The sequence below is a fragment of the Pedobacter sp. CAN_A7 genome (assembly GCF_015752175.1).
Classification (GTDB): Bacteria; Bacteroidota; Bacteroidia; order Sphingobacteriales; family Sphingobacteriaceae; genus Pedobacter.
Genome location: NZ_JADOUW010000001.1, coordinates 638,412 through 652,265 on the forward strand (window position 1 = coordinate 638,412; position 13,854 = coordinate 652,265).

At 41.4% G+C, this 13,854-nt stretch carries 13 protein-coding genes; 1 reads left to right on the forward strand and 12 read right to left on the reverse strand.

The window, feature by feature from the left end:
- Nucleotides 1–4: 4 nt before the first annotated feature.
- The 12 genes from IWX76_RS02995 to IWX76_RS03050 form a co-directional block, all read right to left on the reverse strand.
- Nucleotides 5–1,507, reverse strand: a complete 1,503-nt coding sequence (locus IWX76_RS02995) for a DEAD/DEAH box helicase (RefSeq protein WP_196858387.1) — start codon at nt 1,505–1,507, stop codon at nt 5–7.
- Between the two features lie 100 nt (nt 1,508–1,607).
- On the reverse strand, nt 1,608–2,966 hold the full coding sequence (locus tag IWX76_RS03000) for an MBL fold metallo-hydrolase (RefSeq protein WP_196858388.1): 1,359 nt from the start codon (nt 2,964–2,966) through the stop codon (nt 1,608–1,610).
- Between the two features lie 79 nt (nt 2,967–3,045).
- On the reverse strand, nt 3,046–3,459 hold the full coding sequence (locus IWX76_RS03005) for a DUF6691 family protein (RefSeq protein WP_196858389.1): 414 nt from the start codon (nt 3,457–3,459) through the stop codon (nt 3,046–3,048).
- Between the two features lie 12 nt (nt 3,460–3,471).
- Nucleotides 3,472–4,029 (reverse strand): YeeE/YedE family protein, encoded by a 558-nt coding sequence (locus IWX76_RS03010; protein WP_196858390.1) that lies wholly within the window; start codon nt 4,027–4,029, stop codon nt 3,472–3,474.
- Between the two features lie 86 nt (nt 4,030–4,115).
- Nucleotides 4,116–4,913, reverse strand: coding sequence for a sulfite exporter TauE/SafE family protein (locus IWX76_RS03015; protein WP_196858391.1), 798 nt, complete (start codon nt 4,911–4,913; stop codon nt 4,116–4,118).
- Between the two features lie 56 nt (nt 4,914–4,969).
- Entirely contained in the window at nt 4,970–5,611 is a 642-nt protein-coding gene (locus IWX76_RS03020; RefSeq protein WP_196858392.1) for a Crp/Fnr family transcriptional regulator, read from the reverse strand.
- Entirely contained in the window at nt 5,604–8,000 is a 2,397-nt protein-coding gene (locus tag IWX76_RS03025; RefSeq protein WP_196858393.1) for a PAS domain-containing protein, read from the reverse strand. Before IWX76_RS03025 ends, IWX76_RS03020 begins: the two co-directional genes overlap by 8 nt.
- A 67-nt stretch (nt 8,001–8,067) precedes the next feature.
- Nucleotides 8,068–8,838 carry a metallophosphoesterase family protein gene (locus tag IWX76_RS03030; protein ID WP_196858394.1) on the reverse strand — a complete coding sequence of 257 codons (771 nt, stop codon included), beginning with the start codon at nt 8,836–8,838 and terminating at the stop codon, nt 8,068–8,070.
- A complete protein-coding gene (gene arsB, locus IWX76_RS03035; RefSeq protein WP_196858395.1) occupies nt 8,835–9,908 on the reverse strand; it encodes an ACR3 family arsenite efflux transporter in 1,074 nt (357 codons plus the stop codon). The genes IWX76_RS03030 and arsB overlap by 4 nt, the downstream gene beginning before the upstream one ends.
- Nucleotides 9,908–10,327 (reverse strand): DUF6428 family protein, encoded by a 420-nt coding sequence (locus IWX76_RS03040; RefSeq protein WP_196858396.1) that lies wholly within the window; start codon nt 10,325–10,327, stop codon nt 9,908–9,910. Before IWX76_RS03040 ends, arsB begins: the two co-directional genes overlap by 1 nt.
- A gap of 60 nt (nt 10,328–10,387) precedes the next feature.
- Nucleotides 10,388–10,717, reverse strand: a complete 330-nt coding sequence (locus IWX76_RS03045) for an ArsR/SmtB family transcription factor (protein WP_196858397.1) — start codon at nt 10,715–10,717, stop codon at nt 10,388–10,390.
- A 36-nt stretch (nt 10,718–10,753) separates the two neighbouring features.
- On the reverse strand, nt 10,754–11,902 hold the full coding sequence (locus IWX76_RS03050; RefSeq protein ID WP_196858398.1) for an alpha/beta fold hydrolase: 1,149 nt from the start codon (nt 11,900–11,902) through the stop codon (nt 10,754–10,756).
- A 234-nt stretch (nt 11,903–12,136) separates the two neighbouring features.
- Here IWX76_RS03050 and IWX76_RS03055 point away from each other — a divergent pair, with 234 nt between their 5' ends.
- Nucleotides 12,137–13,765, forward strand: coding sequence for a sensor histidine kinase (locus IWX76_RS03055; RefSeq protein WP_196858399.1), 1,629 nt, complete (start codon nt 12,137–12,139; stop codon nt 13,763–13,765).
- Nucleotides 13,766–13,854 lie beyond the last annotated feature (89 nt).

Here is a 13,854-nt window from a genome sequence, read left to right on the forward strand (position 1 = left end):
CTATTTAAACCGCCATTTTTAACAGTGCCCTCCTACCCATAATTTTGGTGATTAATTTTCGAAGTTTGGCCAGGTAATCTTCTTTCAACCATTCCATATAGTTTTTAGTAACCTTACCCAGGCATTTCGAATACTGTTTAATACGCCAGTCAATTTCGCGCAACAGTTCATCTACAAGACTTAGTGCCTCAGAGATACTGTCACTGTTGTCTGCACACATCAGCGCATGCTGACGGATTGAATCTCGGATAACGGTTTTTGCCTTTTGACCGCTGTCCAGCGCTAACTGGTGTGCGGACTGTACATCAAAAGAAATTTCTAAACTGTTAGGGAATTTTGCACGCATATCTGAAGGAATCTGGTGCGCCTCATAACTGGTTTGTGTGTGGAGGCTTGCATAAAAGGCATCTGGATTTTCAAAAATAGTCTTCCAATCTATTTCAGTGTTCCAATCACCAAAACGGTCAGTATTGTTACCCATGTCTATAATGGTAAAAGTCTTTTTTTGTGGAAGGCGTCTTGACCCGCGGCCGATCATCTGGTGATACAATGTGATGGAGGTGGTAGCGCGGTTAAGGATAACTGCCTGGATAGTTGGTTCATCAAATCCTGTGGTCAGAATAGAAACGGAGGTTAAAATAGCCCCTTTGGTCTTTTTAAACCATTTCAGGATTTCGGTCCTTTCTACAGGACTTGTACTATTGTCCAGGTGTTGGATGGGATAGCCTAAAGAAGAAAACACCTCATATACTTTTCGGGAGGTGAAGATACCGTTGTTGAAAATTAAGGTTTTTTTGTTTTTAGCATGTGATTCATAGGCATGAACCAGCAAGTCTGTCATGGCCTGCGAACTGTATAGCTCGTCGGAGGTGCTGACGGTAAAATCGCCTGTGATTCCGGTCTTCAGGGTATTAAGTTCCACATCATAACGCCAGGTAGTAGGTTTGGCTAAAAAGCCTTGATTGATGAGTGATCCGATCTGTTCACCTAAAACAAGCTCATCATAATTCTTATGCATAGGCAGATTAATGTCTGAACTTAAGGGGGTAGCGGTAACACCGATGATGGCTGCATTTTCAAATTTGCTAAGTAGTTTTTGAAAGGAGTTGTGATGCGCTTCATCAACAATGATCAAACCAACCATGCTGGTGTCAATGAGGCCATCGTTTATGCGGTTTTTTAAGGTCTCGACCATAGCCACATAACATTGATAAGTCTCTTTTCGGGAGATCCGCTTAACCGCGCTATTGATCATTTTATTTGGAATGCCTAACATTTTTAGGGCAGCAGCGCTTTGTTTACATAGTTCAGTCCGATGAGTGAGTACAATGACTTTACGCTGGTATTGCTCAATGTATTTGGAAGCAATTTTAGAGAATATCATTGTTTTTCCACCACCGGTTGGCAATTGATACAATAAGCGGCAGTTGGTGCCACGGGATTCCAGTTTTTCAAAAAGGGTGTCTATATCCTTTTGTTGATAATGATAAAGTTGCTTAGTCGGCATTGGCGGTCGTATAAGTTTCGACTATTAACTAGGAAGCCATAAAAAATGTTTGACTAAGCATAAAAATTATAATCAACCAGGTGATTTTCAGTAATATAAACTAATGGCTACCTATATATTTATTAATATGATCACTCAGGTCAAACACTTTTGGACTTAACCGATGCGCTAACATACTGCTTCCTGCAGCACTTCTATAACCTCCTGCGCAATGAACCACAATGGGTTTAACTGTAGGAATTTCTTTTAAACGGCTACTTAACGCTGGCAATGGAATCTGTATTGATCCTTCGAATACGGGTGAATCCTCGCGTTCACTTTCATTCCTCACATCTACAATAGTATAGGCAGATGGGTTGGCCTCAAATTCTTCCAGATTCAACTGATCAGAACTTTCGTCTCCATATAGCAATACGAAAGCTTGTAAGAGGAATGGCTCATAGCCTATTTTAGTTATTCTTTCCATTAATTGCTTTAAGGCGTCTTCATCAGCTGCAGCCAGGTAAAAACGATCTCCAGGCGCCACCAAGGTACCTAACCAGGTTTCAAACTTAAGCCCATCCATGAGGTTAATGGAGTTTTTTAAATGTTGCTTTTTATAGACAGCTGCTGGTCGGGTATCAATCACAAGCACCTGCAGATCTAAACGATCTGCTGCCGCTTTATTGTCGATGGTTTCGCCTACAAGAACTTTCGACAGACTTTCCCTCCAGTTGGGGGCACCAGATTTATTCAGGGCCACGTTGTAAGGAAAATACTGAGGAACAAAAGGCTGATCGGCGGTTAATGCTGTAATAAATGCTTTTTCAGACATGTCCTGTAACGACCAGTTACTTAATTTCTCATTACCAATGGTACTACTGCTGGAATCGCTTAAGGCCTTGCCACATAAGGACCCCGCACCATGGGCAGGGTAAACCACCACCTGATCACCTAAATGCATCAGCTTATCGCGAAGCGAGTGATACATCTGCCTGGCTAAATGATCTCGTTTTAACGTGAGGTCCTCACCCATCTCCCTTAAGTCCGGCCTGCCACAGTCGCCAATAAACAACGTATCGCCTGTAAATACCGCTTTGTCTTCGCCATCATGTGATAAAACAATGGAAATGCTGTCAGGTGAGTGCCCCGGTGTATTCATGGAAGTCAGTTTCACATCTCCAAATTCCAACACATCGCCTTCATCAAAAGCGGTATAAGAATAACCTGGGTCCAACAATTTACTTGCGTAGATTTTTACGCCTGCTTGTTGTTGCAGTTGCAGGTGACAACTCACAAAATCTGCATGTGGGTGGGTTTCGATCACACCGATGATGCTGGCGCCCTCCGCCTTCGCATATTGCTGGTAGGGTTCGGGGATGCGTGCCGGATCTATTAACACCATTTCGCCACTGGTTTCACTTAGGATGGCATAACTATAATGGGAAAGGTTCTTGTCTTCGAATTGTTTAATTTTCATGAGTCTAAGTTTTTGTTATTCAAAATTAGCTATAGTTTGTAAAGACAGATGGTGACCTGAGTCACACATGGTATTTATTTTAATGGGGCAGTTTATTTTTTATCAGGCCATAAATATAAGTACCGCCTAATGCACCCACAATAACCACCACCATGCCTAGGTAGCCATGGCCTAGGTTAACGAACATAGGTCCTGGACAGGCGCCGGTAAGTGCCCAGCCCAGCCCAAATATGATACCACCCAGTAGGTAACGGGCTATACTTTTTTCTTTGTTAGGAAACTCAATGGGCTGACCGGCAAAATCTTTTATCTTGTATTTTTTGATGAGGTAAACAGCCAGGGAACCAATTACTACTGCAGTGCCCATGAGACCATACATATGGAAGGACTGGAAGCGGAACATTTCCTGAATACGGTACCAGGAGATGGCCTCAGACTTACTCATGATGATGCCGAATAGGATACCGGCCAGTATAAATTTAATAAATTTCATGATGGGTTATGTTTAAAAAAGATGTGGTAAAATGAAAAAGGTTGCGGCCAGGCCACCGATAAAAAAGCCAATGACGGCAATTAACGAAGGGCCCTGCATATTGGTTAAGCCAGAAATGGCGTGCCCCGAAGTGCAACCGCCGGCATACCTTGCGCCGAAGCCTACAAGCAAGCCCCCAGCTAATAACAATAGAAAGCCTTTAAGGGACAAGACCGCATCTAGGCTATACAATTGCGAGGGGTTCAACTGCCCATCGAAATAGATACCAATACTTTTTAAATCACTCACCGTAGCTGTGGAGAGTTGCAAGGCCTGATCGCTTTTAAGCAATGTTGCGGATATAAAACCACCCAGGACCGCTCCTACGATAAATAGTAGGTTCCACTTTTGTGTGCGCCAGTCGAAGTTGAAAAACTCAACCTTTTTACCAGCCCCAGCCATCGTACAGATGGTACGTAGGTTGGAGGAAACCCCGAAGGACTTGCCAAAGTAGATCAGTAAAATCATAATGAAGGCTATGGCGGCACCAGAGGTATACCATGGCCAGGGTTGTTTAAGGAGTGCTAACATGGTCTTATGTTAAGGTGTTTTGTGTGAATTGTAAAGCAAATTTCTGATTATTCTGTATAATTATTGGTGACTTAAGTCACCAAGTCTTAAAATATAGGCATCAGTTCTGTAATAATTATAAAAACACCCATCAAGAGCACAAACCAGCCAAATGCTTTTTTAAGTTTCCCACCATCGATGTTACGACTTACATAAAGGCCTAATAACAAACCTAAAATGGCAATGGCGGTAATTTTTAGCAGAAAAAACCAGTCTATTTGGTGGTGCCCCAAGTCGCCGGCAAAGCCAATCAGTGAGTTTAAGGCAATAATCATTAAGGACGTGCCAACGGCTTCTTTCATGGTCAAGCCCAACAGCATCACCAACACAGGGATAAGTAAAAACCCACCTCCGGCACCTAACAAGGCAGTAGCCAGGCCAATGCCTACTCCATAAAGTAATAGTTTTACCGCTCGGCCTGATGTAGCCGAAGGATTAACAGGGTTGCTGAGATTTTCTCTGATCATAGACAGCGCCGCAGCTACCATTAAAATAGCAAAAAGCAGCATAGTGACCAGGTTGGTGGTGACAGTGAAGCCTGCAATAGAAAATAAATGTGAGGGAATTAAAGGAAGCAGGTATTTGCGTACCATAAATACCGTGACAATGGAGCTGAGCCCAAAATATAAAACGGCTTTGCCGTTAACTAATCCTTTTTTCCAATGTTGGTAGCCACCTAGTAGACTGGTACTGCCTACAATAAAAAGGGAGTACGATGTGGCCAGTAAGGGTGTGATGCCAAATAAATAAACCATGACCGGTACGGTGAGTATTGATCCTCCACCACCTATTAAGCCAAGGGAAAGGCCGATGAGTACTGATGCCAGGTATGCGATGATTTCCATGTTGCAAAGATGTAGCATAAAATATCGCAACTTTGTGATTAAGGTCACATAAGCTTTTATTTCAGGTATTCAATGTAACTGCGGTGCAGGATAACTTTTTGCTGTTGCTCCATTTTCTTGAGCAACCGTGAAATAACTTCTCTTGACGAGTTTAAGTCTTTGGCAATTTCGGCATGGGTGAGCATCAGTTTACGGGTACCCAGATCCTGGTGTTGTTTTTCCAGGTAGAATTCCAACCGCTCATCCATAGCTTTAAAGGAAATATGGTCAATCACCACCAACAGTTCTTCAAACCTTTCGCGGTAGGTTTCCAACACAAAATAATACCAGGTTTTATAGCTTTTCATCAGCTCATCCATCATACTGGTTGGAATGGCTAGTACCGTGGTCTGGTCTACCGCCATTGCCTTTACTTCGCTGGTTTCTTGTTTGGTAGAGCAGATCATGGACAGTGCGCAGGCATTGCCAGGTTGTATATAATACATGAAGAAATCGCCTCCATCTGCACCCTCACGGTAAAGTTTGACCAGGCCTTTTACCACCAGCATGGTGAAACGCATGTTCTGTCCGGTATTCATCAATAAATCGCCTGCATTAAAGTCCTTTAAGGTGGCCTCTTCGGTCAGCTTGTCAATCAACGCAGGTTCAAATTGCGGGAAGGAACTCAGGAGGTGCTGTTTTATGATTGTGTTACTCATGTGAAATTGGAAGGTGTACTATAAACGTTGATCCTACGCCTTTGGTGCTTTCCAGTACAATATAGCCCCCATGCCGTTCAATGATAGAATTAACCAAAAATAAGCCAATACCGAAACCGCTATAATGAGCTTCATTTTGACCTTCAACACGGTAAAAACGTTCAAAGATTTTCTGCTGGTCTTTTTCATCAATCCCTATCCCATAATCCTTTACTTCAATTAACACTTCATCACCAGCCGTTGAAAGCGATAAATCGATGACATCACTGTCTGGTGCATATTTAATGGCATTGCCAATCAGGTTGATCATTACCTGGCTTATCTTATCCCGATCTGCCGAAACCTCTATGTTATTTTCAGAACGCAGGTGGAACTGATGGTGCTGGTGACTCAGCTTAAAATCTTCCACCACTTCGGCAACCAAAACATCAAGCATTAAGGGCTGTTTCCTTAAATCAAGGCGGTCTGCTTCAATCCTGGTCAGGTCGAGCATATCACTGATCAATCTGGTTAATTGCACCAACAATTTATCGATTCTGATAAGCGATGGTTTAATCCTGTCCGTTAACGCTGTTGGGGTCTCCTTATCCAAAGCACGTAAGAGCAATTGGATATGGCCTTTAATAGAAGTAACCGGCGTTTTAAGTTCATGGCTTAGCATACTCACAAAATCACTTTTTCGCTGCTCCTCTTCTTTGAGGGTCTGTATATCAGTGGTAGATCCCACCCACATCGTAACAGTCCCTTCGTCGTCTAATATAGGTGAGGCAATGTTCAGGTGCCAGATGTAGTTACCATCGGTGTCCTTGAAACGCATTTCTGACACATGTGGAACGCCAGTTGTGGCCGCCTTTGCAAGCCCTATTTGAAAAGCAGGAATCTCGTCTGGATGCATCATGTTATGATAACCAAAATCCCTCAACTCGTCAAAGCCCATCCCAGCATAATCCAGCCATTTTTTATTGAAAAAAGTTACTTCACCGCTAGGGAGTGCGTTAGAGATTTTTGCAGGGACCAGGTCCGCCAGGTCACGGAAATGTTGTTCACTACGTTCCACCTGTTTCCTGGCATTTACCTGTTCGGTCACATCAACAGCCACCACCATAATATCTGCGGTTGACCCTGAAAAATCTGCGATTGGCTGGTACGTGACATTGAAAAAAATTTCTTTCAACGCTCCCTGATGCTCTAGCAGCGACCGGATTTCATTTGCATAGAAAGGTTTTCCCGAGGTATAAACTTCATCAAGAATGCCCAGAAAGGGTTGCCCTTGTAGTTCTGGAAGAGCAGCACTTAATGGCATGCCTATAATGTCAGGAGTCTTACCCCAAACCTCAAGTATTTTCACGTTAGCCGATTCAAGAACCAAATCACGCCCATGTAGTATACCAATAGCCACCGGCGCTTCGTGAATAAGGTACTTAAACCGGGATTCGCTTATCGCTAATTGCTCATTACTGACAAGCAGCTGTGCATTTGCAGAAGCCAGCTCTTCTGTATATTTTTCCAGTAACCTGCGCGACAATACACGGTCTGTGATTTCGAATGACATGACCAGTACACCCGTTATGTGACCATCAAGGTCTGAAAGCGGTTGATAGGTATAGTCTACATAGGTTTCTCTGGTACTGCCATCAGCATTGGTGAAAAGCACCAGACTTTCCTTAACGTCGATGACCTCGCCCGTTTCCATGACATGAAGTAACTGCCCGGCAAATGGCTGGTTGGCCAGATCGGGTAGGATGGCCAGGAAACGTTTTCCTAACACTTCTTCTTTAGTTTTATTCCAATAAGTAAGGTTGCTGCTGTTGATCATTTCAACAACCAGGTTATGGCCACGGATCACCACTACTGATGCCGGTAGCATGTTTAATATCTGCTCCAGGTTATTATTAGCCTGGCCAAGGCTATTTTGGGAATACAGCAATTGCTCATTGGTAGCGCTCAACTCCTCGTTATAGGCCTCCAACTCTTCGTTCATGGCTTGTTCGCGTTCCAATGCCTCCGTATCGGTAGCAGGTTCTCGCAGCATCCAATCGTCAATATCCATGGCATAACAGATAAAACCAAGGAATTTGCCATCGGTTGAATGCCATGGCACTGCCTGTTCGGCCAGCCAATGGTAAACACCATGTTTATCACTACACCTGTATGTGGCTTTAAATGTTTTATGGAGTTCCGTATGGGATTTAATTGCTGCTTCATATGCAGAACGGGAATCTTCATGGATGTTCATTTCGGTAAAAATGCCTGTAAACTGTTTCCATGCTGTATTGGCAAAGTGCACTTCCCCATTTAGGCCTCGTGCCCTAACCATAATGGGCAGCGGGTCCATCATGCTCTCAAACTCTTCTTCGGTACTAAATCTCTGCTGGTGGCTTACTTCCATCCACAATTATAAAGAAAACGCTTCAAAAAGCTAACTATTTATCAGGTTAATTACTGGTTTTACGGCATTACCCCTTACGCAACATTTCAGCATATTCATTTGGCAATGGGCTATCTTCAATAGCTTTGGCCGCTTTTTCAACATCATAGTGGAACCGAATAAACTCCACCTGAATACTGTCCTTATCGGCTACGGTGCTCTCCGGATTGATGGTCAATATCACATATCCGCCTCTGGGGTCTTTATCTTTGGGCTTACCGATTGATCCGATATTGATGGCATGACGGTAATGATTACTTCCATCTGTACCTGAATTTAAAATGCGGTGATAAGGTTTATGGGTATGCCCGAAACATAGAATGTCGGCATCAGCCTGCTCCATAATACGTAACATGCTTTTTTCGTCGCGGTCTTCAAATAGGTATTCATTCACTTTACGTGGACTACCATGAACCAGCAAAATGTTACGCTTATCGTGGTTCAACTGGTATTCCAACCTGATGTGTGCAGGAAGCGTTCGTAAATACCTGCGTTGCTCCTCTTTTACCAATTCATTTGTGTAAGAGATGGACACTTTACCCATCGCTTTCTCTTCATCGGTTTTATAGGCGCAACCACACTCATCACTTGATCGGCCTATGCCCCAATCATAGTTTCCAGCCAGGGTTGGAATACCACGCCTGCGAATTTCGTCAATGACTTCGTTTGGCCAGATGTTATAGCCCACTAAATCGCCCAGACAATAAATGGCATCCGTGTTCCGCGTTTCCACATCTTTAAAAAAAGCTTCCAAAGCTGGTAAATTGGCATGAATGTCTGAGAATAATGCTATTTTCATATCGTTAAGGTGTTAAAATATTTTTTCCTGAACCAGAAAGCCAGATTCACTAATGCAATTAATGCCGGAACTTCGACAAGAGGACCTATTACACCAGCGAAGGCTTGACCTGAATTAATGCCGAATACACCGATAGCAACAGCTATGGCAAGTTCGAAGTTGTTACCTGTAGCCGTAAAAGCAATGGAAGTGCTTTTGGAATAATCTGCGCCAAAGTATCTCCCTGCAAAAAAGCTAACCACAAACATGATACTGAAATAAATGACCAGCGGAATGGCGATTCTTACCACGTCCATAGGTATTTGAACGATCAGTTCTCCTTTCAAAGAAAACATCACCACAATGGTAAAAAGCAATGCAATTAAAGTAATTGGCGAAATAAAGGGGATAAACTTGTCTTGAAACCAGGCTTCGCTTTTAAGTGCAATTAAAGCATACCTGCTGATTACACCCATAGTAAATGGAATACCTAAATAAATGCCTACACTGGTCGCAATTTCTGCAATAGTGATATTGACGTCAAGCCCCTGCAGACCAAAATACGGTGGAAGAACAGTGATGAAAATATAAGCAAATACACTGTATAATAATACCTGAAAAATACTATTGAGTGCAATTAAGCCTGCGGCATATTCCCGGTCACCTTCGGCAAGTTCATTCCATACCACTACCATAGCGATGCACCTGGCTAAACCAATTAGAATTACTCCAACCATGTATTCAGGATAGTCGCGTAAAAAGGTAATGGCCAGAAAGAACATGAGTATTGGACCTATTACCCAATTAAGCACTAAAGATACACCCAGCACCTTGGTGTCTTTAAATACCCTACCCATCTGTTCATATTTAACCTTCGCCAATGGCGGATACATCATGAGTATCAATCCAATCGCCAAGGGAATATTTGTGGTGCCACTGGAAAATGAATTGATGAAACCTGATGATGATGGAATAAAAAAGCCGATGGACACCCCTATAGCCATAGCCATAAATATCCAAAGGGTGAGGTACCGGTCTAAAAAGCTAAGTTTCCTTCTTTCACTTGCGGGCGCACAGTTTGATGCTGACATTAATAGCAACCCCCTCCTGGTGTGCAGGCTGACCCTGATTTATCCATGGCAAGACAAGCTGTTTTTTTAGCGATTAATAGAAAATTTGCACCATCAAAGGCAAGGTCATACTTACCTACGGTTTCTGACTGATATTCTACTTCAATTTCCAGATCATCCATACCCAACACTTTCTCTGAAAGGGAAATGATATTTAATAACTTGCCAGCCTTTAAGCGGTGTTCGTAATCATTGGCATCCCAAAGTTGAAAATTGGCTACCTTTTCATGACGCACGGTGCCACCACAGTCAATGAAGTCTTTGGTGATGATGCCAACTTCGGTTACATGGAAATGTTCAGGAACCCTGGTTCCATTTTCTAATTGAAAGTTTACACTTTCTGCCTGAGCCAAAAGGCTTTTTATTTCTGATAGTTTCATGATGAATATATTTAATAAGGTGTCATATTGCAATTAAACGATTGATCTAAGCAAAAAAAGCTAGCAACAGTTGGCTTCCCCTTTAAAGGAACTAAGGAATGCCCCTACTTGTGCTTCTAATAGCTTCCAGGTAATAGGGTTGATACAATAACAAACGCTTACGCCTTCAATTGTTCCTTGTATAATGCCGGCATTTTTTAATTCTTTTAGGTGTTGGGAGATTGTTGCTTGTGCAAGCCCCAATTCTTCTACCAGGTCACCACAAATACAAGTATTAGAAATAAGTATTCTTTGCAGAATAGCAATACGTGCTGGATGAGCCATCGCTTTTAGCAATTGCGCAAGCTGGTTCTGTTCAGCAGTAAACATTTCAGTTTTTGTAAGTCCCATATTGCAATATTACGATTAATTAGTTGAACAAAGAAATTATTCATTAATGGCATCATATTTTTTTCTGGAAGTCAAGAATTCAGTTACTTTTTGATTAACCAAAGCATGCTGCTCAATCAAGCCCATATGGCCTGCTGGTGATAGCGTGACCAAACTTGAACCGGGTATGCTATTGTTCATGGTGATGCTTGCCTCCAGTTTTGTTAGGCGGTCGGTATCAGCGCCAATAATTAAAGTGGGGACATGGATTTCTTTTAAAATGGATGTTGCATCATAGTTAAACATACCCAGTACACCACGACCTGTAATTGCCGCAGGTGCCATTGTAGAAAGTAAGCTGGTAAAATCCAATTGTTTAGCCGTTTGTGTACCCGCATAGGTCATAAATCTGGCCATCAACAGGGTCGTTCCATTTAAGTAGCTCATCCATTTAAAAATTGATATTAATGGCGAAACCTTAATCATGCCCCAGCAAAGTGGTCTCAATATTGGATTTTGAATCGCGTGAGTTAAACGGCTGGATAGAATGGTTTTAGTGGGGTTGGTATAGGTAGTATGTTGCAATATAATACCATTTACACGTTGTAATTTCGAGAAGTATAATTTACAAAATGTAAGGATGGTAAAACCGCCCATGCTATGACCCCACAATATTGGATCTTTAACAGGAGCCGCTTCGATTACAGCATCAAGATCTGCGGCTAATTTTTCGAGGCTATAATCTTTATTATCCGGTCTTTTAGATTTGCCAAGCCCTGGGTGATCAATTAAAACTATATGGTAGTCCTTTTCAAAATACTTTTTCTGATAATACCATTGCATACTGTTGGAGTTCCAGCCATGTAAAAAAATAATCGTCTGGTTTCCTTTTACACCTCCATATTCAATATTAATGATACTTCCATCGGGTCGATGTAATTGTTGCTGTTCTGGGTAACGTTCTGCTATAGGTTCATCCTCCCCTTTTCGGGATTTACTGATAAGTTTGCGTACGAGAAACTTGCCTAACAACAAGTAAATAAGAATAATAATGGCGCCAGCTAAACATTTTTGTGCGTATTGCTGATCATAGACAGCAGATAAATCTTTGTGTAAATACCATTGCCTGATTAAATGGATTTCAAGCCAGATGAGGGCAATCGTGATGAGGTTAGCAATTAAAGCAGCTAAAAGTATAAAGGGCATAGGCGTTGATTTTCACCACTAACAACTAAATACCTGGTTTGTTTAACTGGTAAAACATGAATCTATGTCATACATGTATATATTCATAACATAGGCATTCTTAAATTAAAAACTTCTTTTTCAGTTAACTGAAAAAATAAACATCCAATAGGTGGCACGAACTTAGCTTACCTGAAGTGCAGCCCTCCTTTTGTCTAAAAAGATACAGACCAACATTAATTGCAGTGAAAACCTATGAACAAAAACCAACTTTATACTCCCAATAAAGGAGATACAGGTTATAAAAAAAATACACCAAGCACATTTCCTGAAATTAAAGATTGTCCAGAGGCATTAAGAACTGCATACAGCATTTGTTTAAATTGTGGATTTCCAAGTGCCATATTCTGGGGCGAAGAATTATCTATATATTATAATCATGAATATGCTGTTATTTTAGGTGATAAACATCCTGCTGCTTTTGGTACACCCGCAGCGCAGGTTTACCCCGAAATATGGGATACGTTAAGTCTTCAATTAAATGCTATAACCACGAATCTTAAAACACTGAAATTAATTGACACCTTAATATTATTAGAGAGACATGGGTATCAGGAAGAATGTTATTTCGATTACACCTTATCTCCCCTATTTGATAACAGAGGTAATGCAGTAGGCATTTTTAATATTGCGATAGAAACAACTAAACAGAAACTGAACCAACGCAGGAGCGAACTTATTAATTTGTTTATTAGCCAGCAGCATTTTGCACAACCTTTAACCAGCTGTATAGATGGTTGCGGACTCATACTAAAGGACGCGCTGGAAGATATTCCATTTCATTTACTTTATATGAAAACGAATAATGAAAAGTATAAACTGGTGAGTTTTTCTGGCATTAGCGAGCCAAATCATGAGCTTAACTGGCCAATTGAGGAGCTGATTGTTTCTGGTTCTTTCAAATATATTGACAACCTAGCCAACTTTTTTATAGAGCCTGTTGTCAACTTTCATACAGAGCCCTGCCTGGAGGCCGCAATTGTGCCTCTGAAACATGAACACAGCTCGCTTTCAGGTTTCCTGGTAGCCGGTATTTCTCCAAGAAAGCGCTTTGATCAGCATTATTTAGAATTTATTCAAACCGTCAGTTGGCACATTGGTGCTTGTTTTAGTACCGCCACTTCCTTTGACCAGTTTGTTGAACTTGAAGAAGAAAAAGATAATTTACTAGGTGTAATTAGCCATGAGCTAAGAACCCCAATCACATCCATTAAGGCCTATTCTCAACTAGCCTTACGCAACCTTAATAAAGGGGGAGATATAGGTTCAGAGGGGCTTTTAAAAAGAATGGATGTGCAAATTGCTAAGCTTAACCTGATTGTTAGTGATATGCTTGACGGCACAAATTTCAGGGCTGGAAGAATTTCTTATCGCAAGGAAAATTTTGATTTTGATGAAATGGTAGCCACTACAGTTACCGTTTTTGAAGAGAACAATAAACAAACCTTCCTATTGGATTTAAATAGCTTACAAAATTTTGTTGGCGACAGGCAGCGACTAAAACAGGTAGTGAGTAATTTGATATCCAATGCATTAAAATATACGAAGGAAAATAGTGAAATTAGAATTAAAACGGCCATTGTAGACAAGGAGCTGCATTTTAGTATAGAAGACCATGGAATAGGAATAAAACAAGAAGAAAAAACTAAGATATTCGAACGCTTTTACAGGTCTGTAAATATTAAGCAATATACTTATCCAGGTATTGGCCTAGGATTGTTTATTGCTAAAGAAATCATCAAACACTTCGGAGGTAAAATCTGGGTAATTTCTAACCCTGGCCATGGAGCTACCTTTCATTTCAATATTCCTATAATAAGATAACGTATTAAACGATCTACTGTTGCTTTTAACTGAAAATACAGCATTGTTTAGGAATGTAACAACCTTATTATGATCTTTTTGGATTATTA

What these genes read in the sequence shown, in the direction of transcription:
- IWX76_RS02995 (WP_196858387.1), bottom strand. Translation starts at nt 1,507, where the DNA reads ATGCCGACTAAGCAACTTTATCATTATCAACAAAAGGATATAGACACC.
- IWX76_RS03000 (WP_196858388.1), bottom strand. Translation starts at nt 2,966, where the DNA reads ATGAAAATTAAACAATTCGAAGACAAGAACCTTTCCCATTATAGTTAT.
- IWX76_RS03005 (WP_196858389.1), bottom strand. Translation starts at nt 3,459, where the DNA reads ATGAAATTTATTAAATTTATACTGGCCGGTATCCTATTCGGCATCATC.
- IWX76_RS03010 (WP_196858390.1), bottom strand. Translation starts at nt 4,029, where the DNA reads ATGTTAGCACTCCTTAAACAACCCTGGCCATGGTATACCTCTGGTGCC.
- IWX76_RS03015 (WP_196858391.1), bottom strand. Translation starts at nt 4,913, where the DNA reads ATGGAAATCATCGCATACCTGGCATCAGTACTCATCGGCCTTTCCCTT.
- IWX76_RS03020 (WP_196858392.1), bottom strand. Translation starts at nt 5,611, where the DNA reads ATGAGTAACACAATCATAAAACAGCACCTCCTGAGTTCCTTCCCGCAA.
- IWX76_RS03025 (WP_196858393.1), bottom strand. Translation starts at nt 8,000, where the DNA reads ATGGAAGTAAGCCACCAGCAGAGATTTAGTACCGAAGAAGAGTTTGAG.
- IWX76_RS03030 (WP_196858394.1), bottom strand. Translation starts at nt 8,838, where the DNA reads ATGAAAATAGCATTATTCTCAGACATTCATGCCAATTTACCAGCTTTG.
- arsB (WP_196858395.1), bottom strand. Translation starts at nt 9,908, where the DNA reads ATGTCAGCATCAAACTGTGCGCCCGCAAGTGAAAGAAGGAAACTTAGC.
- IWX76_RS03040 (WP_196858396.1), bottom strand. Translation starts at nt 10,327, where the DNA reads ATGAAACTATCAGAAATAAAAAGCCTTTTGGCTCAGGCAGAAAGTGTA.
- IWX76_RS03045 (WP_196858397.1), bottom strand. Translation starts at nt 10,717, where the DNA reads ATGGGACTTACAAAAACTGAAATGTTTACTGCTGAACAGAACCAGCTT.
- IWX76_RS03050 (WP_196858398.1), bottom strand. Translation starts at nt 11,902, where the DNA reads ATGCCCTTTATACTTTTAGCTGCTTTAATTGCTAACCTCATCACGATT.
- IWX76_RS03055 (WP_196858399.1), top strand. Translation starts at nt 12,137, where the DNA reads ATGAACAAAAACCAACTTTATACTCCCAATAAAGGAGATACAGGTTAT.